The organism is Paenarthrobacter nitroguajacolicus (assembly GCF_031455195.1).
GTDB classification, from domain to species: domain Bacteria; phylum Actinomycetota; class Actinomycetes; order Actinomycetales; family Micrococcaceae; genus Arthrobacter; species Arthrobacter nitroguajacolicus_D.
The window spans coordinates 117416-142038 of record NZ_JAVDSH010000013.1 but is presented as its reverse complement, the minus strand read 5'-3'; the positions used below and the strand labels follow the sequence as shown (position 1 = coordinate 142038).

The window sequence follows — 24623 nt, the reverse complement described above, 5'->3', positions numbered from 1 at the left end:
CTTCTGCGTTGAAGGAGCAGGATCGGCCCGCGTTTCGCTCCGTGATTACGGAACGGAACGCGGGCCACCCTGGACGCTGCGCCTATTTGGCGTCGACACCGACCGGTTCGGCCTTGGCCGCCGGAGCAGCTTCGGTGGCCGGGGGTGTGGTCTTCCATTTGAAGCGACGGCCCATACCGGAGCCTCCCCCGGTCCCGGTCCGGTTCTTGTTGAAGATGTCGAAACCGACGGCGAGCAGGAGCACCAGGCCCTTGATGAGCTGCTGGTAGTCCGTGCCAAGGCCAAGGATGGACATGCCGTTGTTGAGGACGCCCATGATCAGGCCGCCGATCATGGCTCCGGCCACGGTGCCGATGCCGCCCTGGACTGCCGCCCCGCCAATGAAGGCTGCAGCGATGGAGTCGAGCTCGAAGCCGGTGCCGCCTGCCGGTTGTGCTGAGTTCAGGCGTGCGGTGAACACCAGGCCGGCCAGTGCGGCGAGGACGCCCATGTTGACGAAGAGCCGGAAGGTGACCTTTTTGGTTTTGATGCCGGACAGTTCGGCTGCGTGCAGGTTGCCACCGATCGCGTACGTGTGCCGCCCGAAAATGCTGTTGTTCATCAGAGCCGAGTAGAGGATCACCAGGACTGCCAGGACAATGAGGACGATCGGGGTTCCGCGGTAGCTGGCCAGCAGGAAGGTGATGATGAGCATCAGCACTGCGATGAACCCGTTCTTGACGGCAAACCAGGCCATCGGCTCATTTTCCAGGTTGAACTTGCGGCGCACCCGGCGTTCCTTCAGGGCCTGGAACAGGATGGCTGCCGTACCGCCGACACCCAGGATGACCGTCAACCATTCAAGGACGGACGTGCCGCCGGAAATGTCCGGGAGGAAGCCACCGCCGAGGGCCCGCAATTCGCTGGGGAACGGGGTGATCTGCTGGTTTTTCAGGGTGATCAGGGTCAGGCCACGGAAAATCAGCATGCCTGCCAAGGTGACGATGAAGGCCGGGATGCCTACGTAGGCAATCCAGTAACCCTGCCATGCTCCCACCAGTGCACCCACCAGGAGGCAGGCCGGGATGGCAAGCCACCACGCCCAGCCCCAGTGCACGATCATCACGCCCGCCACTGCACCGATGAAGCCGGCGATGGACCCCACGGAAAGGTCAATGTGGCCGGCAATGATGACCATCACCATGCCGATGGCGAGGATCAGGATGTAGCTGTTCTGTACTACCAGGTTGGTGACGTTCTGCGGTTCCAACAGGATGCCGTTGGTCAGGACCTGGAAGAGGATGACGATGAGGATCAGTGCGACGAAGATGCCAACCTGGCGGAGGCGGCTTGTAAGGAAGCCAAGGGATTCTCGTAGGGCGGACATATTCGCTATTCCTTCTCTTTGGTCATGTAGTGCATGAGGGTTTCCTGGGTGGCTTCGGCGATGGGAACTTCGCCGGTGATGTGGCCTGCAGACAGCGTGTAAATCCTGTCGCAGATGCCCAGGAGCTCCGGAAGCTCAGATGAGATCACAATGACGGCTTTGCCCGCCGCTGCAAGCTCGGCAATGATCGTGTAGATCTCGAACTTGGCGCCGACGTCGATGCCACGGGTGGGTTCGTCCAGAATCAGGACGTCCGGGTCTGAGAACATCCATTTGCTCAGCACCACCTTCTGCTGGTTGCCGCCCGAGAGCTTGCCCGTGATGGCGGCAACGGAAGGGGCTTTGATGTTCATGCTCTTCCGGTACTGGTTGGCTACCGTGGTTTCTTTGTTGCCGTCCACCCAGCCTCGCTTGGCGAGCTTGCCCAGCGACGCCATGGAGATGTTCCGCTTGATGTCCTCGATCAGGTTGAGGCCGTAGTGCTTCCGGTCCTCGGTGGCGTAGGCAATACCGTTATCGATGGCGTCGGACACCGTGGAAGTGTTGATTTCCTTGCCGTACTTGTAAACCTTGCCCGAAACGGCGCGGCCATAGGTTCGGCCGAAGACGCTCATGGCCAGTTCTGTTCGGCCTGCTCCCATGAGTCCCGCCAAGCCAACAACCTCGCCCTTACGAACACTTAGGTTGGCGTTGTTGACCACCATGCGGGAGTGGTCCTGAGGGTGCTGGACAGTCCAGTCTTCAATACGGAGGACTTCCTCACCGATCTTGGGAGTCCGTTCCGGATAGAGGCTTTCGAGGTCGCGGCCCACCATTCCCCGGATGATGCGCTCCTGGGTGATCTGGCCTTGGTCGAGCCGCAGGGTCTCGATGGACTTGCCGTCGCGGATGATGGTGACGGCGTCGGCAACCTTGCGGATTTCGTTGAGTTTGTGGCTGATGATGATGCTGGTGACGCCCTGTCCCTTGAGGTGCAGGATAAGGTCCAGCAGGTGGTCCGAGTCTTCATCGTTAAGGGCAGCCGTGGGCTCGTCCAGGATGAGGAGCTTCACCTCTTTGGAGAGCGCCTTGGCAATTTCAACCAGCTGCTGCTTGCCAACGCTGATGTGCTGGATGGGGGTAACCGGGTTTTCGCTGAGGCCTACCCGGGCCAGCAGCTTTGCGGCTTCCAGGTTGGTTTTACGCCAGTCCACCCAGCCGTTGTTGGCCAACTCGTTGCCGAGGTAGATGTTCTCTGCGATCGACAGGTAGGGGCTCAGGGCCAGTTCCTGGTGGATGATCACGATGCCGCGCTTCTCGCTGTCCGTGATGCTGGAGAAATCGCAGGGTTCGTTCTCGAAGAGGATGTCGCCGTCGAAAGTGTTGTGGGCGTAGACGCCGGACAGCACTTTCATGAGGGTGGACTTCCCGGCTCCGTTCTCACCGCAGATGGCGTGGACTTCACCTCTGTTGACGTCCAGGGTGACGTCCTGAAGGGCTTTCACCCCGGGGAAGGTCTTGGTGATTCCTCGCATTTGAAGAATGGGTACGTTCATCGTCAATTCCCGCTGACTGGTTGAAACTTGGCCGGGCCGAGGACTCGACAGGCTCTAAGGGAGGCGCGGCTCCGCCGTACTGCTGGACGGCGGAGCCACGCAGGGTGCTACTTGACGTCGGATTCCTTGTAGTAGCCCGAGTCGATGAGTTCCTTCTGGAAGTTGTCCTTGGTGATGATGACGGACTTCAGGAGGAAAGCCGGGACAACCTTGACCTTGTTGTTGTAGGTCTTGGTGTCGTTGGTTTCCGGCTCAGTTCCCTTGAGGACCGCGTCAACCATCTTCACGGCCTGTGCGCCGAGCTGGCGGGTGTCCTTGAAGATCGTGGAGTACTGCTCACCGGCGATGATGGACTTCACTGAGCCCTTCTCAGCGTCCTGGCCCGTTACTACGGGCAGGCTTCCGGTGGAGTAACCGCCGGTGCTGGTCAGTGCGGAGATGATGCCGATGGACAGGCCGTCGTACGGGGACAGCACACCGTTGAGCTTGGTGCCCGAGCTGTACGCCGAGGTGAGGATGTCTTCCATTCGCTTCTGGGCTACGGGTGCCTGCCAGCGGAGGATGGCTGCCTGTTCGAACTTGGTCTGGCCACTGGGAACCTTCAACGTGCCTGCATCCAGGTAGGGCTTGAGGGTGTCCATGGCGCCAGTCCAGAAGAAGTTGGCGTTGTTGTCATCCGGGCTGCCGGCGAAGAGCTCAACGTTGAACGGGCCCTTGCCTTCAACCTTCTTGCCGCTTGCGTCAACAAGACCCAGGCCGGTCAGCAGGGACGTAGCCTGCTGGACGCCCACGGTGTAGTTGTCGAAGGTGGTGTAGTAGTCCACGTTTGGTGTTCCGTTGATGAGGCGGTCATACGCGATGACCTTGACGTTCTGCTCTTTGGCCTTGGCCAGGACATCGGTCAGGGTGGTGCCATCGATCGCGGCGATGATGAGTGCCTTGGCACCCTTCGTCAGCATGTTCTCGATCTGGGAAACCTGGGTGGGAATGTCATCGTTGGCGAACTGAAGGTCGGTCTTGTATCCGAGGTCCTTCAAGGACTTCTCAACGTTGGCGCCGTCAGCGATCCAGCGCTCGGACGTCTGCGTCGGCATCGAAATGCCCACCAGCGAATCGGCGGGTTTCGCGGTGCTGCTGGATTCGGCACCGCCTCCACGGCTGCCGCAGCCCGTGGCTCCCACGGTCAAGGTGAGGACAACCGCTACGGCGCCCAGGAGTTTCTTCAATCTCACGTTGCTCTCCTTCCGCGGCAGCATTGCCGCGAACTCTGATGCAGCCGGAGCATCTGCGCGTCCGGCACGGTAACGCTTTGGTGGGCCTGTGGGCTTGGGGGCGGCACATGCCACTTCAAGGTGGTGCGACTGCCATTGTGAACGCTAACAATACCGTCGGTCAAGTGCTGTAGATCACGAAATGGTTGCAAGCTACTGCTGGGTACCCAACCCTTGACTTGAAACGTTGTTAGCGTTCACAATTAGCGTCCGATTCTTCGCGGAACGCCAAAAACCCGGCACCCCCTTGTGGGCGGTACCGGGTTCAGGCGTTCCTCCGTGATGGCACGAGGAACTCTCCCCTGCTGGGAACAGGGAATCAGAGGCGGGTGTCGAACGAATCGCAGAAGACGTTCTGGTTGAACGTCCCCTGGAACCCGGACTTGCCCTGGATCTTCTGGATGGTTGCCCGGATGGCTTCGAGCGAATCCGCGTGCGCATGGATTGCGGTCTTGACCATGGGAACGTCGATCAGATGGTTCGGCTGGTTCAAGGAGACGAACACCGTGGGGACCTCGGTGGCGTACCAAGGAATTTCAGCAGCCATGGGCGAAGACCACTTGATGCGGATAGCCGCCTCCTGGGCAAAGCCCTTGACGTTGGCGAACACGAAAGCAGCGTCGAACCGCTCCGCGTAGTCACCTGTGGCTTCCTCGGAAAGGACCCGCATGAAGTTCATGCCGGATTCCCCCGCTGCTTCGCGCTGCTCAGCGGTCTTGAACACGCTGACCTCAAAGCCTGCAGCTTCAAGCTCTTCCCGGACGGTGTCCAGATAGCCCAACGGATCGGCGCGGGTGAAGTCGGCTCCTCCAGAAATCCCGTAGAGGCGGATCCTGGGATGCGTCTGGGGAGTGAGGGGCAGGTTGCGGGCCGTGTCCTTCACCAGGGTGACGGTCTTGTCAGCCACCTCGGCGGCGACTGCACGATGAGCTTCACTGCCGATGACGGAGAGGGCATCCGCGGAAGGAACCAACGATTCCCGGGAAGCGAGGTGCAGTCCCAGACTCGCCTTCAGGCCCAGAATCCGCCGAAGTGCATCCTGGAGGCGGGACTCGGAGATCACGCCGGACTTGTAGCCGTCCAGCATGTACTGGAAGTCTTCCTCGGGGTTGCGGAAGAACAGGAACATGTCGCAGCCGGCTGCGATGGTTGCAGGCACTAAATCGCGCCGCTTCATGGCCTGAGTCAGTCCGACCATCAAGGAGGCGTCCGTGAGGACCAGCCCGTTGAATCCAAGCTCGCCGCGCAGCAGATCCTGCAGCAGCTCCGGAGCCAGCGTCGCGGGCAGAACCTCGGCGTCAGTCAACCCAGGCCGGAAATGCCTGGACACCTCGGGCGCGCCGATGTGGCCCACCATGATGGACTGCACGCCGTGGCCAATCATTTCGCGGTAGACGTGCCCGTACGTCTTGTTCCACTCGTCGTAGGCGAGCGTGTTGTAGGACGTGACCACGTGCTGGTCGCGCTCATCGATGCCGTCGCCCGGGAAGTGCTTCATGGCGCAGGTAGTGGGTGATTCGCTGATGCCGTCGAAGTACTCCTTGGCCCGCTCCACAACGATCTCCGGAGTGTTGCCAAACGCCCGCGTCGAGATCACGGTGTTCCGCCAGTTGTAGTGGATATCCACGATCGGCGCGAAGGCCCAATTGCAACCTAGCGCAGCAGTTTCGACGCCGGCAACCTGGCCCATGCGCCGCGCGATCGACTTGTCCGGGTGCGAACCCGCCTGCAGGTGCGTGGACACGAAGGTGCCGTCGTCGCAGCTGCCCGCGCCGCCCATTTCCGGGTTGGAGGCTATGAGCAGCGGGATGCGGGTCTTGGATTGCGCGTAGCGGATATGTTCCTGAACGGCTGAGGACGGACCTGGCCGGTACCGCATGCCGCCCACATGGAAGTTCTCCAGCACGCCGTCGAGGTACTCCGGGGAGTAATCGTTGTTGTGGTTGATGAACAGCTGGCCGATCTTCTCTTCCAGCGTCATGGAGCCGATAGTGCTCTCCACCCACTCCATAGCGGCATCGTCAAGGTTGAACGGGGCCGCTTTGAGGTCCACCAGGAACGGGCCGGAACCTTCCTTCAGCCAGGTGTTGATCTGATCCACCATGTCCTCCACGGGTTGGGCGATGTCCACAACAATCCCTGCTTCATCGGCCCGCAGCAGCTCGAGCGTTGCCAATTGGGAGTCCAGCAAAGATGCCGGCATGAAGTGCCCGGGTCGGGCGTTCATGCGCTGGTTCAGCAGGTCGCGCGTGCCTTGCAGGTGTACGAACACCACCGACGGATCAGCGCTGCGGATGATGTCCCGGTAAGAACGCTTGAGCGCGCTGCACGCGATGATCAAAGAAACGTCCGACGCCGGGAATCGCCTGCCGATTTCCGCCAGCCAAGGTGCGCGGTCGTCGTCGTTCAGCGGAGTACCCGAAGCCATCTTGTCGATGTTCGCCTGGGGGTGCAGGGAATCGCCGTCGAGAAATTCAGCACCGATCCGCTCGGCGAGGGCGGCACCAATGGTGCTCTTGCCACAGCCGGCTACTCCCATCACCACAATGTGGTGGCGAGCGCCGAAGCCCGGTTTACCAATCATGAACCGTACCGTCCACGAGGCGGTTGTAGGGCAGGTAGGCCTGCTGGTACGGGAAGGCCGCTGCGGCTTCCTCGTTGAACTCGACGCCGATGCCCGGCTCGTCGCCGGGGTGCAGGTAGCCGTCCTTGAAGGTCATGGACTGCTGGAAGACCTCGTTGGTCTTGTCCGAGTGCTGCATGTATTCCTGGATGCCGTAGTTGTGGATGGCCAGGCCAACATGCAACTGGGCGGCGAAGCCCACCGGGGAGATGTCCGTGGGGCCGTGGAAGCCGGACTTGATCTGGTATTGGGCAGCGAAGTCCATGACCTTCTTCAGCGGGGAGATTCCGCCGAAGTGGGTGGAGGCGGCGCGGACGTAGTCGATCAGCTGTTCCTTGATGATGGTCTGGTAGTCGTACACGGTGTTGAAGATTTCGCCGATAGCCAGTGGCGTGGTGGTGTGCTGGCGGACCAGGCGCAAGGCTTCCTGGTTTTCAGCCGGAGTGCAATCCTCCAGCCAGAAGAGGTCGTATGGTTCCAGCGCCTTGCCGAGCTTGGCCGCCTGGATGGGAGTCATGCGGTGGTGGCCGTCGTGCAGCAGCGGGATTTCAGGGCCGAACTCATTGCGTACGGCTTCGAACACGGTGGGCAGGTGGCGGAGGTAAGCGCGGGTGTCCCAGTCTTCTTCCTGCGGGAACGCGCCTCGTCCGGCGGGCTCGTAGTCGTAACGTTCGCCTGAGGCCTGGGCCTGCGCGGCAACACCGTACACGGCCTTGATGCCGGGAATGGCGGTCTGGATGCGGATGGACTTGTAGCCCAGTTCCAGGTGCTCACGAACGGAATCAAACAGCGACGGGATGTCCGCCCCGGAGGCGTGGCCGTAGGCACGGAGCCCGTTGCGCGATGCGCCGCCCAGCAGCTGGTAGACCGGCATCCCGGCCAACTTGCCCTTGATGTCCCACAACGCCATGTCGACGGCGGCAATGGCCGCCATGGTGACCGGGCCCCGGCGCCAGTAGGAGCTGCGGTAGAGGAACTGCCAGGTGTCCTCGATCCGGTGCGGATCCTTGCCGATGAGCAGCTGCGCTACGTGTTCTTTGAGGTACGCGGCGACGGCGAGTTCGCGGCCATTGAGGGTGGCGTCGCCGATGCCCGTCACTCCGTCCTCGGTGGTGATCCGGAGGGTAACGAAGTTTCGGGACGGGCTGGTCACGAAGACTTCAGCGGCAATGATTTTCACAGCTTTTCCTTTCGGGATTCTGCTGGGTGAAGCGTTGCACTCGCATCGACGCGATGCGCGCTTCAGAGATTAAGTAGGATTTTAGTTTGGATTGCAGTTAATGGCAACCGGTTGCCGTTGGTTTTTGATAAATTTAGAGCCTCGACGTTTTGCCCAGTGGGGCAGGGTCAGAAGTGCCGGCGCCGGGTTCATCCGAAGCATGGGCCGCCGGCTCCCCGTGCTGCTCCAGCGAGCGGCGCGCCCGGATCTCCCCCACGATCTGCGCGTGCAGAACATCCGTGAGCTTGTACCTGGACATCACTGCAATGGCCAGAATCGTCATGATGGCTGGGAGCGCACCGGCGGCAAACTGGATGCCCAAGACGGCTTCGGCACTCTGCGCCGCGCCGGACTTGTAGCCTCCGAAGGCGAGGCAATAAGCGGCGAGGGCGCCGCCAACAGCCTGGCCGGTCTTCCTCGTGAAGGAGAACAGCGCGTAGGTGATCCCCTCGGTGCGGACGCCCGTTTTCCACTCGCCATATTCAACGGTGTCCGCTTCCAGTGCCCACACCACAATGTTGACGGCCATGACACCCATCAGGCTGATGACCAGTCCCGAGAATCCCACCCAAGTCATGAATGCGGGCGCGAAGAAGACGATGATGCCGCCGACCATGGAGAGGATGCCCGCGGTGATGTACACGTTCTTCTTACCCAGTTTCCGGACTAACCTCGGCATCATCGGCGCCATTGCCAGCGTCATGACAAGTTGGACAATTGCCAGCACCGGGTACAGATCCAAGCGGCCCAGGACGTCGCGCAGATAGTAGAGCTGCACGGACGACAGGGCCATGTAACCGGTCAGGAAGAGGAACGAACTCATGCACAGCATGAGCAGCGGACGGTTGGTCTTCAGGGTGTCCATACTCTGCTTGAAGGAAACATTCGGCACCGGGCGGTGGACGCGCTCCTTGGCCGTGAGCACCGTGAAGAAGTACAGCGCAGCGCCGACCACCACGAAAATCAGGGTGATAGTGGTGAACGTTGACTGAAGGTCGGCACCCGGCTTGATCAGCGGAGCCACGAAGATTCCCAGCGCAGAACCCACCAGCAGTGCGCCCACCGCACGGGCCGAGCCAAGCTTGGCGCGATCCCCCGGGTCCTGCGTCATGGCGCCGGCCAGGGAGCCGTACGGAATATTGACCAGCGAATACGCCAGGCCCAGCGCCGCGTAGGTTACGTACGCGTAGAGCAGCGTCCCCGTCTCGCCCAGTTGGGGCACGGAGAACGTGGCCACGCTGAGGAGCAGGAGCGGGATGGACCCAAACATGATGAAGGGCCGGAACTTGCCGAACTTCTTACTGTAACTACGGTCAACCAGGCGTCCAGCGAAAACGTCGGCGAAGGCGTCGAAGACCCTGACCACCAGGAGCAGCGTGCCTGCTGCGGCAGCCGAAATTCCTGCGACGTCAGTGTAGTAAACGAGCAGGAACATGGTGGCGGTAGTGAAGGCCAGGTTGTTGGCGGCGTCGCCTGCACCGTAGCCGGCGATGCTGAGTTTGCTGAGCTTTTTCAATTCGGGCTCCTTTACCCTTCGCGTCATTGCGGTCCGAGTCGACTCAACATGGGCAAGGGCCAACGGAATCGGGGGTTCGGCTTGTGCAGCTGTTGTAATTCTAATCACTTTGGCAAGCCGTTGGCAATCGGTTGCCGCAAATTTCCTTGAAAGTTTTACCAAGGCGTGCGGAGTTGCGAGGCCCGCCTTGGGCTCCACAACGACACCGGACCCGCTCGCCAAGCCCCACGATGCGCGTGCTGGCAGCCGGCTAACGCTTGCAGAGGGTAAAACAACAGCGGCCCAGACCCCGTGAAATACCAGGGCTGAGCCGCTTCGTCATGTGTAGCCAGAGCTTAGGCCGCCGTCTCCGAGACCCCGGCGTTGGAGGCGGGAGCAAAGGCAATGCTGAGCCTATGGACAAGCTCAACGACGGCGGGATCACCGGCAAGTTCCGGGTCCAGCAGCGCCAACAACGCGGAAGTCCGGGCTTCACCGGAGAGCTGGTTCGCGTCAGCCACGGACTCGGACTGCGGGTCCTGCAAACCGGGGCTGGTTGCCACGAACGCCGCCCAGACGGCAATCATCCTCGCAGCCGCAGCCCCTTCCCGCCCTGCAGTTCTCTCCGCGCGCAGCACAGGAATCGCGCGCATCCGCAGCTTAGTGGTTGCGTCCATGGCGATCTGCGCCAAATGGTGCGCGATCCGCGAGTTACCAAAGCGCTCCAGCAACGCGGCCCGGTAGCCGGGTACCCCCAGCTCATCACCGGGAAGGTGGCGGGACGCCTCGTCCCAGAACTCCTCCACCGCCTTGCGGCACACTGAGTCGTTCAACGCCTCGGCCACTGTCGTGTGACCCCGCAACTGCCCGGCATACGCCAGGATCGAATGCGCGCCGTTCAGGAGCCACAGCTTGCGGTTCTCGTACGGTTCGATGTCATCCACGAAGACCGCGCCAGCGTCCTCCCACCGCGGTCGGCCAGCGGGAAAGTCACCGCTGAGAACCCAATTATGGAACGGCTCGGTGACCACAGGGGCTTCGTCCCGGTACCCGCACGAGGCCGCTACGGCGTCGAGGTCCGCCTCGGTGGTGCGCGGCGTAATCCGGTCCACGGAGGTGCTGACGAAACTGGCGTTTTCCTCAATCCAGGCGGCAAGTCCGGCGTCGAAGGCCCCGGCGATGCCCAGCACCCCATTCCGGGCGACGTTGCCGTTGTCGGAGAGGTTGTCGCAAGAGACCACGGCGAGCGGTCCGGCGTCGGCGTCCCTGCGTGCGGCGAGGCCAAGGACCAAGCGGCCCAACGGCGTCGTGGGCTTTTCACCGGCAAGCAGCAGCGGAACGTCGTCGTCACCGAGCCCGTAGGCTGCTTCAGTGATGGTCAGCGTGACCACCGCAGTCCGCGGCGCGGCGAGCAGTTCCACAAGGCGGTCCATGTTGGCGCCATCGGCGGCTTCTACGATGCTGCCAACAACCTCAAAGGCATCACCGGAATCTGCGCGTTCAACAAGGGTGAACAACCCTTCCTGCGCGGCGAGGACTTCAGCGGCATCCGGGCGCCGACCGGTGAAGGAAGCGATGCCCCACTCCCCCGAATCGCCGGCGTGCTGCGTGTACCAGGCCTGGTGGGAGCGGTGGAACGCACCCAGACCGAGGTGCACTATGCGAACGGGTGCTTTGTCGGCAGGCGAAACGCCCCGGTTAAGGCGGGGCAGGTTACCGGCGGTCACAGCTTGAACACCCTGCGCGGCGAGGAATCGACGACGTCGAGGATCAGCTCGTGCGCGCGGTCTTCCGTCACGCGGTGCTCGGCGACAAGGCGTGCCAGGAACGATGCTTCAATCCTGCGGGAAGCGTCGTGCCGGGCAGGGATGGAGCAAAACGCGCGGGTGTCATCGATGAAGCCTGATGACCGCGAGAATCCGGCGGTTTCCGTGACTGCTGAGCGGAACCGCAGCATGGCGTCCGGTGCGTCAAGGAACCACCACGGCGCCCCGATGTACACGGAGGGGTAGAAACCGGCCAGCGGCGCCAGTTCGCGGGAAAAAACGGTCTCGTCCAGCGTGAAGAGCACCAGGTGGAAGTCCTTGGCCGTGCCGAAGTCCTGCAGCAGCGGACGGATGGCCTCGGTGTAGTTCACCGCGAACGGAATGTCATGGCCGGTGTCGGCCCCGAATTCACTGAAGGTGGGCCCGTGGTGGTTTCGGTAGGAACCCGGGTGGATGGTCATGACCAGCCCGTCCTGCACGGACATCCGGGCCATCTGGTACATCATGTGCGCCTCGAACGCATCCCGGTCCTGTGCCGTGGCCTGACCGGCACGCGCCTTCTCGAAGAGCGCCCCGGCCTCAGCTGCGTCCAGTTTGAGCGTGGCAGGAGTGCGGACGCCGTGGTCCGCGGACACCGCGCCATGCTCCACGAAATAACGACGGCGGTTTTCCAGGGCTGCGATGTAGCCGGCGTAGCCGCTTGCGCCCTCACCGGCGGTTTCGATCAACGCGTCAACGTTGGCGCTCCAGCTGGGGTGGGCCACGTTGAGATAGGCATCCGGGCGGAAAGTGGGCAGGACGCGGCCGTTGAAACTGGGGTCCTCGGTGAGGGCCCGGTGGCTCGCCAGGTTATCCAAGGGATCGTCCGTGGTGGCCAGGACCTCAATGTTGAAGTCCTTGAAGAGCTGCCGCGGACGGAAGTCCGGCTCCACCAGCTTTGCCGCGATCGCGTCGTAGCTCGCATCGGCTGTCATGTCGCTGAGGTCGGCTCCGAGCTTGAATACGTCGTCGAACTGGGTGCGCAGCCAATAGCCGGAGGCGGTGCCATCAAAGAGCGGCCAGGCCTCTACGAACTGCCGCCAGATTTCGCGTGATTCCGGTGCGGAGGCAGTGCCAGTCAGCAACTGGCCCATCGGAACACCATTGGCGTGGATCAGGCGGGTGACGTAATGGTCGGGGCTGACCAGCAGTGCGGCGGGATCGGGGAACGGCGTGTTCTGCTCGATGACAGCGGCGTCAACGTGGCCGTGCGGGGAGATGATGGGCAGGTCCTGAACGCGCTCCAGCAAGGAGCGCGCAATGCTGCGGGTCCCGGGATCTGCGGGCAGGAGCCTGTCAGGGTGTGCGGCAATGGACTGTGACATAGGTCAATCTTGCGACCCGCTTGCCATCCTTGTCAACCGGTTGCCAAAAATTGCCAACTAGTTGCTACGAGGTACTTCCTGAGCGGGGTTGCCTAGGTGAGCAGCCTGCCGCTGGAGCCGCGCACCACGAGTTCGGTTTCCACGCTCACTGCCTCTTCTGGAGCATCGTGACCTTGGAGGACGTCCAGCAGGATAGTCACGGCGCGGGTGCCGCACTCCCCCAAAGGTGAACGCACCGTGGTCAGTGCAGGGGTGGTGAAGTCCGCGCCAAAGATGTCATCGAAGCCAACAATGCTGATCTGGTCGGGAACACGCATGCCTCCGGCCTGCAGCTCCTGCATCAAACCGATGGCAAGGAGATCGTTGTAGGTGATGACCGCCGTCGCCCCGCTTTCCAGGACTTCGCGCGCAACCTGCCTGCCGCCGTCGACCGTTGGCTTGGACGATTCAAGGCGCGCGGCGCTGAGCTTGGACCATTCCGCAGCGGCTTTGACACCTTCCCAACGGCGGCCCGTCATCCACGATTGCGCCGGCCCGGCGACATACGCGAGCTTCTGGTGGCCATTGGCTGCAAGGCTCCGGACGGCCTCGCTGATGCCCTTGTTGACGTCCGGAACCACGCACGGCACGCCTTCGATTTCGCGGTTGATGACCACCACCGGCTTGTCCGCTGACAAGGCGCGGATATGGTCGTCGTCCATGCGTGGACTCGCCAGGATGAGGCCGTCTACCGTGCTCAGGAGGCGTCGGGCAGCGGTAACTTCGGTCTCCGGTGACTCTGCGGATTCAGCCAGGACCAGCGTGTAATCGCGGGCTGATCCGGTGGTTTCCGCGCCACGGATGATGTCAAAGAAGGTGGGGTTGGTGATGTCCGCGACAATCAGCCCGATGGTCTGGGTGCGCCCCGTCGGCAACGCGCGGGCGAACGGGTTCACCTGGTAGTTCAATTGCTCAGCCGCGTCCTCGATGATTTTCTGTGTCTTCGCGCTGACCCTGCCCGGCTTACTCAAGGCGCGCGACACCGTGGATGGGTTCACCCCTGCGAGCTTTGCGATGTCATAGATGGTGGCCGAGGACTTTTCCCCTCGGCCACGCTTGGTGGGGGCGGTTGCTGCTCCGGGGCTCGTCACGTCGGTCACCGCTCCATCGTAGACCGCGTGGCAACAAAACAGGCCGGTTGCCAGAAGAATGTTGACAACCGGCCCGCTTCGAATGGGCTAGGAACGCTCGGGGAACTTGCCTTCTTCAGCGATGCGCTTGTTCAGCTCCTGCAGGAACTCGTCCTCGTCGAAGTCCAGGGCGACTTCCTTTCCGGTCCAGCTGGAGAGGTGGATGGCGTTGGCCAGGCGGACACCGTTGATGCCGTCGGAACCCGGGGCAAGCAAAGGCGTGCCGTCGAGGATGTTGGCAGCGAAGTTCTCCAAAACACCTGCGTGTTGACCGCCCCATACCGACTCAAACTCAATCACTTCAGTGCTGTACAACTCTTCGCGGTTCAACTGGCCCATGAAGAGCTTCCGAACGTCGTCCATGCCCATGGAGTCGCTGATCTCACGTTCAGGTTTGACCAGGCGGGTGACAGTGGCAACCTTGCTGTCCTCCACGACGATCTTGCCTTGGTCGCCAAGGATTTCGAACCTGTCGGTTCCCACAATGTCGTGGGTCGCCGTGACGAAAACGCCAGTGGCGCCGTCGCCATAATCCACTACCGCGGTAACTTCATCCTCGACGGCGATGTCCCGCCGGAAGCCGAACGCCACCTTGGAATACACGGACTTGGGGACCCCGCAGATCCACTGCCACAGGTCCAGCTGGTGCGGGGCCTGGTTGACCAGGACGCCGCCGCCTTCGCCGCCCCACGTGGCGCGCCATTCGCTGGAGTTGTAGTAACCCTGCGGACGCCACCAGTTGGTGATGATCCAGTTGGTGCGGCGAATGCTGCCGATCTCGCCGTTGTCGACGATTTCCTTGAGCTTCTTGTAGAGGGGGTTGTTGCGCTGGTTGAACATGATCCCGAAGGACAGCTCTGGTTTGGAAGCAGCGAACTCATTCAGTTCCTTGACCTGCTTGGTGTGAACGCCGGCGGGCTTCTCGACAAGGGCGTGAACGTTGCGCTTGAGGGTTTCAATGCCCATCTCGGGGTGCAGGAAATGCGGCACGCAGGTGACGATAGCGTCTACGGAACCACTGTCCAGCATCGCGATGTAGTCGTCGTAGAACGGAACCTCCGGGTACTGGGACTCGGCGAGTTCCTTCTTGGCAGGGTCAACGTCGCAGATGGCACCGATCTCCATGTTCGGTACGAGTCCGTCTTTGATGAACCTGGCGTACGCGCCACCCTGCTGGCCCAGGCCGATAATGCCAAGGCGTACTTTCTTGCTCATGAGTGTTTTCTCCTGTGTTGGAAAGGTCTAGAAAAGGTCGCCGTGGCCCATGGCCACCAGGTTGTCGTACGAGGTTTGGAGCGCGTCCCAAACGGTGCGGCCGTACAGCTCGTCCTGTTCCACGAGCAGGTACTGGGCGCCTGCAGCCACAGCGGCGGGCACGATCGATGGGAAGTCCAGGTTGCCCTCGCCCACTTCGGCGAACTGGACAACATTCTTGAACTCGGCCATGAAGGCCGGGAAGTCGCCCTTCTCCAGGAGCCCGAACGCGGCCTCCGGCATTTGTCCGATCCGGTAGTCCTTAAGGTGCACCATGGCCGTGTTGCCCGCGTACTTTTCCAGTGTGCGGACCGGATCCAGGCCTCCCCGTTGGACCCAGTGGACATCGATTTCCATCCCCATCGCCGGGGAGTTGTCCGCGATGATGTCCAGCATGTATTTACCGTCAAACTTCGCGAACTCGATGTGGTGGTTGTGGTAGTAAAGACCGATCCCGTGTTCCTGCAACCGCTCGGCGTACCCGTTGGCCTGCTTGGCGAACTCCACCACGGCGTCCAGGGACTTCATGGCCGGGAACGGCAACATACCGATACGCAGCAGCGAGGTGTCCAGCCGCTTCGCATCGTCCACAATCTTGTCGAAATTCTCTGCCAGGGATTCCACCGGCATTCCCTTGCGGCCTTCCACGTTGACCGAGAGCGCGGCGATGTCCATGCCCAGCTCCGAGCGTGAGCGGCCGAGTTCTTCAACGTTTTCCGGGGTCATGGGGATCTGGGAGATCTCCACTGCGTTGTATCCGATTGCGTTGACTTTCCGCAGGGTTTCGAAAGCTCCGACTTCGGCGAAGCTATCCTTCAACATCATCGCCTGTACGCCTATTTTTGCCACTGTGTTCCTCCGTGGTGTTGTGGGCCCGCGAGGACCCTTTGGTATCCGCTGGCTGTCGTTGCCCTCAGGCCACGGCACCTGCCTGTTCGTTTTGACGTTGTTGGTTGGCCAGCAGCCGGTGCCTGTCTGCCCGGCGTTGTTCCTGCCGGTCGGGGTCGGGCACGGGTGAGGCGAGCAGGAGCCGCTGCGTATAGGGGTGTTCGGGATCCCGGGTGACAACCTCCGCCGGGCCCTGCTCCACGATTTCGCCGTGGTACATGACGGCAACCCGGTGGCTGATGTGCCGTACGACGTCGAGGTCGTGGGACACAAACAGGTAGGAAACGCCGGTGTCCCTCTGGATCTGCAGGAACAGGTCAAGGACACGGGCCTGGGTGGAAAGGTCCAGTGCGCTGACGGGTTCGTCGCACACGATCAGCTTGGGAGAGAGCGCCAACGCCCGGGCAATCGCGACGCGCTGCCGCTGACCGCCGCTGAATTCACGGGGGAGACGGTGGATCGCGTCCGATGGCAACCCCACCTGGTCCAGCAGCTCCCTGACCCGCTTCTTGGCTGCCGCCGGCTCCATGCCCTGCACGGCCAGCGGTTCGGCGAGGATGTCGCCGATTTCCAGCGCCGGGTTCAGCGAGGTGTAGGGGTCCTGGAAGACCACCTGCAGGTCGCGGCTGAGGGTTCGGCGCTCCTTGCGCGAAGCATTGCTGATGTCGTTGCCTTCGAAGACGACCTTACCGGCGGTCACCGGTGCAAGGCCCAGGACAGCGCGGCCAAGGGTGGTCTTCCCGGAACCTGACTCCCCCACCAGCCCCAGGGTCTCTCCTTGGCCAATAGTGATGTTGATGTCGGTCAGGGCGCGGAATGGCTTGGCCCGGAATCGCTTGCTTGGGTACTCGACCACCAGGTTTTCCACTGACAACAGTGGCGCATTTTTCGGTGCTTCAACAGAGGTACTCATGCCACCGGCTCCTTCTGTGGGGTGACAAGCATGGTCATGGGGGTCTTTCCTTCAAGCATGGATCCCAGGAGTGTCTGCGTGTACTGCTCTTTCGGGTTGCGGAGAATGTCCCGGACTGTGCCTTCTTCCACCAACCTGCCGTTCTGCATCACGGCCACGCGGTCGCAGAGGTCGGCGACTACACCGAAGTTGTGGGTCACCAGGATGACGCCGATGTTGAGCCGCTGCTGCAGCTCGCGAAGGAGGTCCAACACATCCGCCTGGACAGTGACGTCCAGCGCGGTGGTCGGTTCGTCCGCTATCACCAGGTCCGGTTCGCAGCTGATGGCGCCGGCGATGAGCACACGCTGTGCCATACCGCCGGAGACCTCGTGCGGGTAGGCATCGAAGGTGCGTTCCGGGTTGGCGATTCCGACGTCGGTGAGCAGCTTGAGTGCCCGGGTCCGGGCCTCGGCTTTGGTGATCCCAAGGACGCGCACCATCGGGGTGACCAGTTGATAGCCGATGGTGAAAGCGGGATCCAGGTTGCTCATGGGTTCCTGCGGAATATAGGAGATCCGCTTGCCGCGCAGCTTGGACAGCCGCTCCTGGTTGACGCGGTCATCGCCGGGAGCCACCGTGTAGTTGCCGTCGAACTGGATGGAGCCACCCACAATCCGGGCGTTGTCCGGCAGCAGGCCAAGGATGGAGAACGCGGTTTGGGACTTGCCCGAACCCGACTCGCCAACGATGCCCAGGATCTCGCCACGGTCCACGTGGAACGAGACATCGTCCACAACCTTCTTGACCGAACCGTCCGCCTGCGGATAGCCGACGCCGAGGTTTGTCACCTTGATCAGGTGGTGCTCGGTTCCAAGCTCGACGGCGGCCACGGACTTCCGTGACGGGCGTGCCTTGGCGGGTTCCGCCGTCGTGCCTTCAGCTGTTGCAACCGACCGCTTCTTGCGGTGCTTGATCTTTTCGCCGTCTTCCAGGGCGTCACGGATGGCGTTGCCTAAGAGGACGAGTCCACCGATGGTCAGTGCCATGGCCAGGGCCGGCCAGAGCAGCAAGGTGGGAGTGAGGTAGACGTTCTTGAAGCCTTCGGAGAGCATGACGCCCCACGTGGCCTTGGTGGGATCGCCCAGGCCAAGGAACTCAAGGCCGGACTGGATGGCGATGGCCACACCGGCGATCGCCGCGGTCTGGATGATGATGGGGGCGCGGACCACGGAGAAGATGTGCCGGGCGATGATGCTCAGGTCCGAGAGCCCGGAGACCCTGGCTGCGTCGACGTAGAGCTCGTTGCGGACCGACTGGACCGCGGTACGGGTCAAGCGGAAGTACGACGGACTGATCAGGACACCGAAAGCGATCATCGAAATCCATACCGAGGGCCCGAAGGCAGCACGAATGGTGAGCAGGACAATCAGGCCGGGCAGGCTCATGAGAATGCTGACCACCCAGTTGGAGACGGCCTCGAACTTTCCGGCGTAGTAGCCGGCGATCAGGCCGGCCGGCAGGCCGATGGCGATAGCGACGCCGGCACAAAGCAGCGCGGACAGCAGAGTGAGTTGGGCACCGAAGAGCAGGCGGCTCCAGGTGTCACGGCCGGCGCTGTCCGTGCCCAGGATGTTTACGGAGTCTGCAGGGGCAAGGGTCTTGGAGATGTTGGCGAAGTTCTCCTCGAACGGCGCAAGGACCGGAGCGAAGATGGCCAGGATGGCGATGGTCCCCAGGATGACCAGCGAGGCTATACCCAGCGGGTTCCTGATCAGGCGGCGCATCACGGTGGAGCGGACCACTGTGCCGCTCTGGCCGGTTCCCGGCTTCGCCGCAAGGCCTGCGGCGTCCGCGGTTACTGCTGATGAATCTATGGAGTCGCTCATGAGACACGTACTTTCGGGTTGAGCCAACCATTGAGGATGTCCACCAGGAGATTGACGACGATGACCACTACCACGGTGTACATCACCACCCCCATGACGACGGGAAGGTCGGACTGGCCGGTCGCTGCTACCGCGAGGGGGCCCATTCCGGGGAGGGCGAAGATCTGTTCGATGATCACCACGCCGCCCAGCATGCCGATCAACTGCAGGCTCAACACCGTCAGGCCTGCCGGAGCAGCGCTGCGCAGCACGTGCTTGAAGAGGATTTCCCGCTCGCCGATACCGCGGCTGCGCAGGGTCCGGACGTAGTCACGTTCGAGCTGCTTGATCACGGCGCTGCGGATTTGCTGCGCTCCGCCGGTGACCCCGTTGATGAGCAAGGCAATGACGGGAAGCGTCATGGACACCACCCACGCTTCGGGTCCCACTTCCGGAGAGATGGTGCTGGTTGCCGGGAAGAGGCCCAGCTGGATGGCCAGGATGGTCACCAGGAAGACGCCGATGACATACCCCGGGATGGAGTCGCCAACGATTGCGCCGATCTGGACCACCCTGTCCACCCAGCCGCGCTTCACGGCTGCGGCAACGCCGATAAGCGCTGCGCAAAGGGCGATCAGGATCATTGCGGTGAAGACCATGGTCATGGTCACGGGGATCCGGGTGGCCAGTGAGTTGGCCACAGGCTCGGACGTGAACCACGAGGCTCCAAGGTTTCCTGTCAGGGCATCACCCAACCAGGCGAAGTAACGGGTCACAAGCGGCTGGTCGAGCCCCAGTTCCTGTTCCTTCAGGGCAACTTGTTCCGGGGTGGCTTGGTCGCCAAGGATGTTCTGGGCGATGCTTCCGCTGGAGATGTAGAGCAGCGTGAAGGTGAGCGCCGAGACGACGAACAGCACCACCAGACCGCTTCCCAGCCTTTTCGCAATGAACTTGATCATGGGGTCCTACTTGGCAGGCGAGTAGTTGTAGATGGAGGGAACGGCTTGCTGGGCCTGCGGCGTGACGTTCACTTTGTCGTTGTGGTAGTACATCTGGTTCACGCGGAACAGAGGAGCGAACCATGCCTGTTCAACCACGTACTTGTTGACTTCCTGCGCCAGCTTGCCGGCATCTGCCCCACCGGTGCGCACAGCCTGGATCTTGGCCTCGAGCTCGGGGCTGGTGGTCTTGAACGGGTTGTAGAGGGCCTTGGTGGAGACGATCTGGTCGATCGCTACCGTGGGCTCGCCCTGGAAGAGGTTGAAGTACATCGCGTTGTACTTCTGCGCTGCGACATCTGCGGTGAACGTGTTGGTAATGGCGGCGCCGGGGTTCAGGGTGATTCCGACATCCGCCAGCTGCTGCTTGAGCACGGAGATCAAGGTTTCGGCGCCGGGCAGGGTGGGAACATCGATGCTGACCTTGCCCTCAAAGCCGGATTCCTTCAGGAGCTCCTTGGCCTTGGCGGGATCGTAGGTGTAGTAGTTCTCCAGTTCCTCGGTCCAGGCGCCGCTATCCTTGCCAAAGGGCTGGGACGTGGGGGTACCTTGGCCCAGCATGACCTGGTCGAGGATGGTTTTGCGGTCGAAAGCGTAGTTGATGGCCTGGCGGACCTTCACGTTGCCCAGGGCCGGGTTCTTGGTGCCATCGCGGTCCAGGAGAAGCAAGCCTGCCCAGTCAACCTGGTTGGCTTCGAGCTTCATCTTGGCGCCCTCAGCCTGCTTGCCGTTCTTCGGGTCCAGCAGCGTGGCGTCGATCTGGCCGGACACCAGCGCGTTGGTGCGGGCTGTGGGATCCAGGAGGACCTTGAGGGTGAGCTTCTTGTATTTCTGGAGGTCCTTGTTCCAGTAGCCTTCCCGGGCGGTGAAGACAGTCTGGGAATCCTTCACAGAAGCTGCCTTGTCCATGACGTAGGGGCCGGAACCCACGGGCACGGTCTTGATGGCGTCGGTACCCAGCGCGGCGGGGCTTCCCATGAGACCGGCCGCCTGGCTGAGGAAGAATTCCAGTGCCGGCTCGGGAGCGCTGAGGTTGATGTCGATCGTGTCGGCGTCCACCACGGCAACGTCGGAGACTGAGCTCAACTGTGCCATCTGCGGGCCGTTGGCCTTCTTGAAGTGATCCAGGTTGGCTTTGGCCGCGGTGGCGTCGAACTTGGCGCCGTCGCTGAAGGTGACATCCGTGCGGAGGTCCACTGTGAGCTTGGTGTTGGTGTCGTTGTACTTCCACGCGGTTGCCAGCATGGGGCTGAGCTTGCCGTCCGGTTCACGCAGGATCAGGGAGTCGTAGGCAGCCTGGTACGGCTGAAGTGCGTGGCCGACGTGGGCCTGGGCCGGATCCCACGAAGTGAGGTCTCGGAGGGTGCCCAGCGTCAGCGCCGTGATGGTTTTTCCGCCGCCGGCGTTCGAACCAGCTCCGGCCGCGCCGCCGCCACCGCATGCGGTGAGCGCCAGGGAGGCACTGAGTACGATGGCGGCTGCTGCCGCCTTGGGACCTAACTTCATTGTCGGCTCCTACTATGTTCTTGCCTGATGCGAGTCAGAGCATTTGGGTGTGGTCTGCACCACATATTTCCGGGTGTGGGATTTACAGTACGGACTTATTGGGGGCTTGGCAACCGATTGTCAAAAGTTTCTTAACTTGTTGCCAAGCCGCTGATGAAAGTGAGACAAGATCGCGGAGGTGGGCACGAAAATGGCCGGAACCCCCAACGGTTTCCGGCCCCAATCGCCAAACGGTTGCACTGGATCTCAGGCCACACGCCCGGGCATGTCCGGGTAGCTTTGCGCGTAGATGTCCTTAATGATCGCCAGTGATTTTCCGGCCTCAGCCGGGTTGATCCAGAAGGGTCCAGGCTCTCCAAGGCGTGCATAGAAATCGGTAATGAGTAGCTCATGCGAGACACCCCAGTAGGCGCGGCCGCCTGATTCTGCCACCCGCTCACGAACAACCTCCACGGTCCCGTCGGCGTAAGTAATGGTCAGGTCGCCGCGCAGGCTGAGCGTCGCCTTCTCCGTCACGATGTCCAGCGTCACCGGAGCGTTAACCGCGTTGGCCAGCGTCGCGTAGAAGACGCTCCGGGCCCCGCCAACGTGCTCCGCCACGAATTCGGCAGTGTCCTCCACCTCGATGACACCACTCAACGACCGGGTCGATGCACGACCCTCCACCTTGGCAACATCGCCCACCAACCACTGCAGCAGGTCCACGGTATGGATCGCCTGGTTCATCATCAGGCCACCCCCACCCCCGGCCCAGGTTCCACGCCACGGCCGGCTCCGGTAATAGTCACCGTTCCGGTGCCACATGACGGTGGCGGACGCGCCGATCACTTGACCCAGCCCGCCGTCGTCGAGCATTTTACGCATAGCCTGCGACGTCGCGTTGTAGCGGTTCTGGAAGCAAACGGCGATTTTCGCCGGACTGCGCTCGGCCACCTCGATTAGCCGCTTGCCCTCCGCCAGCGTGTGCGCGAGCGGCTTCTCGACGATCACATTGACGCCGCGCTCAAGGCAGTCGGCGGCCACTGAAGCGTGAAGATGGTGCGGCGTACAGATATGCACGACGTCGGGCCGCACCTCGTTGAGCATCTCCAGGTAGGCCGCGTACCCGGGTACGTCGTGGGCGGCTGCCGCCGCCTTCAGCCGCGCCGGGTCGGTGTCGCACACCGCCACGAGTTGGACGTCGTCCATTGTGGCGATCGCTGCAAAGTGGACGGTTGAGATGTCACCGCAACCAATGATTGCCGCTGTAGTCATTCCTGCTCCTTCGAAGGATGCTGCTTGAGTGGGTCAGGCGAGGGTGACGCCGTTCTTTGCTGCGAGTCCAGCGAAGGCGCGGGCCGCGACGCCAAAGGCGACCGGGCCGGAGTAGCCGCCCAGCTCGTGGGCACTGGCAAGGTGCGGTTCCAGCGAAGCGAAGCCCGCGTACCCGTCAGCTGCGAGCGCGGCAATGGTTGCATCCAGTTCCCCGTCGCCCTCACCGGACGGAACCACTTCACCGGTGGTAGCGATCGCATCCTTGACCTGGAGGTATTCAAGGTACGGGCGCAGCATGGCGTAGCCCTCGGTGTACGGCTTGACTCCCACCTGGACAAAGTTCGCGTTGTCCCAGGCAACCCGAAGCGCCGGCGAGTTGACCGTTTCCATGATGTCCAGGACGCGGTCCGGCGTATCACCGAAGATGCCCTTTTCATTCTCGTGAAGAAGGACGACGCCGGCCGCCGCTGCTACCCCTGCCAGTGCAGACATCCGCTCCATGACTGCATCGCGAATGTCTTCCTGGCTCTGGCCCTCAGCGCGATAGAAGGAGAAAATCCGAATGTACTTGGTCTCCAGCGCTTGGGCGACCGAAATGATCTGACGGAGCCGGGCCACCTCGTGTTCCACCGGCAGGGTGACATCCACCTTGCCGATCGGACTGGCGACGGCGGAGACTTTGAGGCCCTTTTCATCGAGGATGGCCTTAAGCCGTTCGACGTCGGCCGGCGCAAGTTCGGAGACGTTGGTGCCCCACGCGCTACGAACCTCGATGTGGCTGGCACCGAGGGCCAGCAGCACGGCGGCCTGGATTGTGGGATCGGGATCTACTTCGTCGCCGAAACCGGACAGGTTCCACACGGCATGGGGTTGAGTCACGAAATCTCCTAAGTAGTCCTGTGGCAGCTCCGGCGGGGCCCGGTGACGCAGTTCACAGGCAAGTCATGTTCCCCACGAGTTTAGCCACCTTGGCACGGCCTTGACAACCGATTGCCATTCTCTGCCAAGTTGTGGCACTCTTGATCAACGGTGTGGCACTTGTCACAGCCGCATGATCTGACGTTCAGAGAGGAACGCCCATGGCGACGCAGCCCGTGGCTGCAGGCAGGCCTGCAACCATCCATGACATTGCCGCCCTATGCGGCGTCGCGGCATCAACCGTTTCCAGGGCCCTCGCCAATCCGGACCGCGTCAACATCCGCACCCGTGAGCGCATCCAGGCAGCCGCCGCCGAACTCAATTACACCCCCAACTCCCAAGCTAAAGCGCTGAGCTCAGGCCGGACCGGAGCCGTGGGGGTCCTTGTACCGGACATCACCAACCCGTTCTACTTCGACCTCATCCGGGGAACGCAGCTCCAACTCAAGGCAGCCGGGTACACGCAGCTGCTGGTGGACACCGAAGAATCTGACGAAGTCGAGGCAAGCACGCTGGAGCAGCTGCGCAAGAGCGCTGACGGCGTGATCGTTGCAGCGTCCCGACTCAACGACGAAGCCCTCGCCGATGCTGCCGCGCGGATGCCCATGGTCACCGTCAACCGCGACGTCGACGGCGTCCCGGCAGTCCTTATCGACACCCCCTCGGCCATGCCTCAGGCCCTGGACCATCTGATTTCACTGGGGCACACGTCCGTTGCCTACGTAGGCGGGCCGGCTGTATCGCAGTCCAGTGCCCGACGCTGGGGTGCCCTGTCCGCGGCCGCGGAAAGCCGCGGCGTCGAGGTCCGCAGCCTCGGTCCGTTCGCCCCCAAAACCCAGTCCGGTGCCGCCGCCGCCGACGCCGCCGTACACAGCGGCGTCACGGCGTGCATCGTATTCAACGACCTCATTGCCATTGGCATGCTGCAGAGACTCCGGGAACGGGGACTGCGGGTGCCGGAGGATATGAGCATCGTGGGATGCGATGACATCTTCGGCGCGGACTTCTGCAATCCACCTCTAACCACCATGAGCTCGCCCATCGAACAGGCCGGACGGGTGGCAGTTTCCATGCTCCTGGCCCAGTTGAACCCGCTGGCCGGCGGCGGAAACCGCAGCCGCTCCATCATGCCTACACATCTCACAGTCCGCGGCTCAACAGGTGCGGCACCCTCCGTATAGGCCGAATCACGACGCAATATGGTTGAGCCTTTGTGACCGGGCTGACTAGTGTGGAA

At 62.2% G+C, this 24623-nt stretch carries 18 protein-coding genes; 1 reads left to right on the top strand and 17 read right to left on the bottom strand.

What is annotated here, in order from left to right:
* Positions 1-82: 82 nt before the first annotated feature.
* From mmsB to J2Y68_RS21355, 17 genes are all read right to left on the bottom strand, one after another.
* A complete protein-coding gene (gene mmsB, locus J2Y68_RS21435; protein WP_309996845.1) occupies positions 83-1366 on the bottom strand; it encodes a multiple monosaccharide ABC transporter permease in 1284 nt (427 codons plus the stop codon).
* 5 nt (positions 1367-1371) lie between these two features.
* Positions 1372-2901 (bottom strand): multiple monosaccharide ABC transporter ATP-binding protein, encoded by a 1530-nt coding sequence (gene mmsA / locus J2Y68_RS21430; RefSeq protein ID WP_211713805.1) that lies wholly within the window; start codon positions 2899-2901, stop codon positions 1372-1374.
* A gap of 107 nt (positions 2902-3008) precedes the next feature.
* Entirely contained in the window at positions 3009-4157 is a 1149-nt protein-coding gene (gene chvE, locus J2Y68_RS21425; RefSeq protein ID WP_309996840.1) for a multiple monosaccharide ABC transporter substrate-binding protein, read from the bottom strand.
* A 334-nt stretch (positions 4158-4491) separates the two neighbouring features.
* On the bottom strand, positions 4492-6756 hold the full coding sequence (locus J2Y68_RS21420; RefSeq protein ID WP_309996837.1) for a gluconokinase, GntK/IdnK-type: 2265 nt from the start codon (positions 6754-6756) through the stop codon (positions 4492-4494).
* Entirely contained in the window at positions 6746-7975 is a 1230-nt protein-coding gene (manD, locus tag J2Y68_RS21415) for a D-mannonate dehydratase ManD (RefSeq protein ID WP_235521359.1), read from the bottom strand. Before manD ends, J2Y68_RS21420 begins: the two co-directional genes overlap by 11 nt.
* 133 nt (positions 7976-8108) lie before the next feature.
* Positions 8109-9530, bottom strand: coding sequence for a glucuronide transporter (gene uidB / locus J2Y68_RS21410; protein ID WP_309996833.1), 1422 nt, complete (start codon positions 9528-9530; stop codon positions 8109-8111).
* 335 nt (positions 9531-9865) lie between these two features.
* Positions 9866-11236 (bottom strand): mannitol dehydrogenase family protein, encoded by a 1371-nt coding sequence (locus J2Y68_RS21405; protein ID WP_309996830.1) that lies wholly within the window; start codon positions 11234-11236, stop codon positions 9866-9868.
* Complete coding sequence (uxaC, locus tag J2Y68_RS21400) at positions 11233-12639, bottom strand: glucuronate isomerase (RefSeq protein WP_309996827.1); 1407 nt, start codon at positions 12637-12639, stop codon at positions 11233-11235. The genes J2Y68_RS21405 and uxaC overlap by 4 nt, the downstream gene beginning before the upstream one ends.
* Positions 12640-12731: 92 nt before the next feature.
* Positions 12732-13778 (bottom strand): LacI family DNA-binding transcriptional regulator, encoded by a 1047-nt coding sequence (locus J2Y68_RS21395; protein WP_309996824.1) that lies wholly within the window; start codon positions 13776-13778, stop codon positions 12732-12734.
* A gap of 78 nt (positions 13779-13856) precedes the next feature.
* Positions 13857-15023: a Gfo/Idh/MocA family protein gene (locus J2Y68_RS21390; RefSeq protein WP_309996821.1), complete on the bottom strand. Its 1167-nt coding sequence runs from the start codon at positions 15021-15023 to the stop codon at positions 13857-13859.
* Between the two features lie 27 nt (positions 15024-15050).
* Positions 15051-15887, bottom strand: coding sequence for a sugar phosphate isomerase/epimerase family protein (locus tag J2Y68_RS21385; RefSeq protein ID WP_309996817.1), 837 nt, complete (start codon positions 15885-15887; stop codon positions 15051-15053).
* An 88-nt stretch (positions 15888-15975) separates the two neighbouring features.
* Complete coding sequence (locus J2Y68_RS21380) at positions 15976-16863, bottom strand: ATP-binding cassette domain-containing protein (RefSeq protein ID WP_309996814.1); 888 nt, start codon at positions 16861-16863, stop codon at positions 15976-15978.
* Positions 16860-18731: a dipeptide/oligopeptide/nickel ABC transporter permease/ATP-binding protein gene (locus J2Y68_RS21375; RefSeq protein ID WP_309996811.1), complete on the bottom strand. Its 1872-nt coding sequence runs from the start codon at positions 18729-18731 to the stop codon at positions 16860-16862. Before J2Y68_RS21375 ends, J2Y68_RS21380 begins: the two co-directional genes overlap by 4 nt.
* Positions 18728-19669 (bottom strand): ABC transporter permease, encoded by a 942-nt coding sequence (locus tag J2Y68_RS21370; RefSeq protein ID WP_235521368.1) that lies wholly within the window; start codon positions 19667-19669, stop codon positions 18728-18730. The genes J2Y68_RS21375 and J2Y68_RS21370 overlap by 4 nt, the downstream gene beginning before the upstream one ends.
* A 6-nt stretch (positions 19670-19675) precedes the next feature.
* Positions 19676-21214 carry an ABC transporter substrate-binding protein gene (locus J2Y68_RS21365; RefSeq protein ID WP_235521369.1) on the bottom strand — a complete coding sequence of 513 codons (1539 nt, stop codon included), beginning with the start codon at positions 21212-21214 and terminating at the stop codon, positions 19676-19678.
* A 246-nt stretch (positions 21215-21460) separates the two neighbouring features.
* On the bottom strand, positions 21461-22468 hold the full coding sequence (locus J2Y68_RS21360) for a Gfo/Idh/MocA family protein (protein ID WP_309996804.1): 1008 nt from the start codon (positions 22466-22468) through the stop codon (positions 21461-21463).
* A 33-nt stretch (positions 22469-22501) separates the two neighbouring features.
* The gene (locus J2Y68_RS21355) at positions 22502-23347 is read right to left on the bottom strand and encodes a sugar phosphate isomerase/epimerase family protein (RefSeq protein ID WP_309996803.1); all 846 of its coding nucleotides are present in this window, start codon (positions 23345-23347) and stop codon (positions 22502-22504) included.
* Positions 23348-23547: 200 nt separating this feature from the next.
* On the opposite strand from J2Y68_RS21355, the gene J2Y68_RS21350 reads away from it, so the two are divergent.
* Positions 23548-24567 carry a LacI family DNA-binding transcriptional regulator gene (locus tag J2Y68_RS21350; protein WP_257370084.1) on the top strand — a complete coding sequence of 340 codons (1020 nt, stop codon included), beginning with the start codon at positions 23548-23550 and terminating at the stop codon, positions 24565-24567.
* The last annotated feature ends 56 nt before the right edge of the window (positions 24568-24623 follow it).

Bases quoted from the DNA above. Each gene is read 5' to 3' on its own strand.
- J2Y68_RS21420 (WP_309996837.1), bottom strand. From the start codon at position 6,756: ATGATTGGTAAACCGGGCTTCGGCGCTCGCCACCACATTGTGGTGATG.
- chvE (WP_309996840.1), bottom strand. From the start codon at position 4,157: ATGCTGCCGCGGAAGGAGAGCAACGTGAGATTGAAGAAACTCCTGGGC.
- J2Y68_RS21385 (WP_309996817.1), bottom strand. From the start codon at position 15,887: ATGATGTTGAAGGATAGCTTCGCCGAAGTCGGAGCTTTCGAAACCCTG.
- mmsB (WP_309996845.1), bottom strand. From the start codon at position 1,366: ATGTCCGCCCTACGAGAATCCCTTGGCTTCCTTACAAGCCGCCTCCGC.
- J2Y68_RS21370 (WP_235521368.1), bottom strand. From the start codon at position 19,669: ATGATCAAGTTCATTGCGAAAAGGCTGGGAAGCGGTCTGGTGGTGCTG.
- J2Y68_RS21380 (WP_309996814.1), bottom strand. From the start codon at position 16,863: ATGAGTACCTCTGTTGAAGCACCGAAAAATGCGCCACTGTTGTCAGTG.
- J2Y68_RS21350 (WP_257370084.1), top strand. From the start codon at position 23,548: ATGGCGACGCAGCCCGTGGCTGCAGGCAGGCCTGCAACCATCCATGAC.
- J2Y68_RS21375 (WP_309996811.1), bottom strand. From the start codon at position 18,731: ATGAGCGACTCCATAGATTCATCAGCAGTAACCGCGGACGCCGCAGGC.
- uxaC (WP_309996827.1), bottom strand. From the start codon at position 12,639: ATGTCACAGTCCATTGCCGCACACCCTGACAGGCTCCTGCCCGCAGAT.
- mmsA (WP_211713805.1), bottom strand. From the start codon at position 2,901: ATGAACGTACCCATTCTTCAAATGCGAGGAATCACCAAGACCTTCCCC.
- J2Y68_RS21360 (WP_309996804.1), bottom strand. From the start codon at position 22,468: ATGACTACAGCGGCAATCATTGGTTGCGGTGACATCTCAACCGTCCAC.
- J2Y68_RS21365 (WP_235521369.1), bottom strand. From the start codon at position 21,214: ATGAAGTTAGGTCCCAAGGCGGCAGCAGCCGCCATCGTACTCAGTGCC.
- J2Y68_RS21390 (WP_309996821.1), bottom strand. From the start codon at position 15,023: ATGAGCAAGAAAGTACGCCTTGGCATTATCGGCCTGGGCCAGCAGGGT.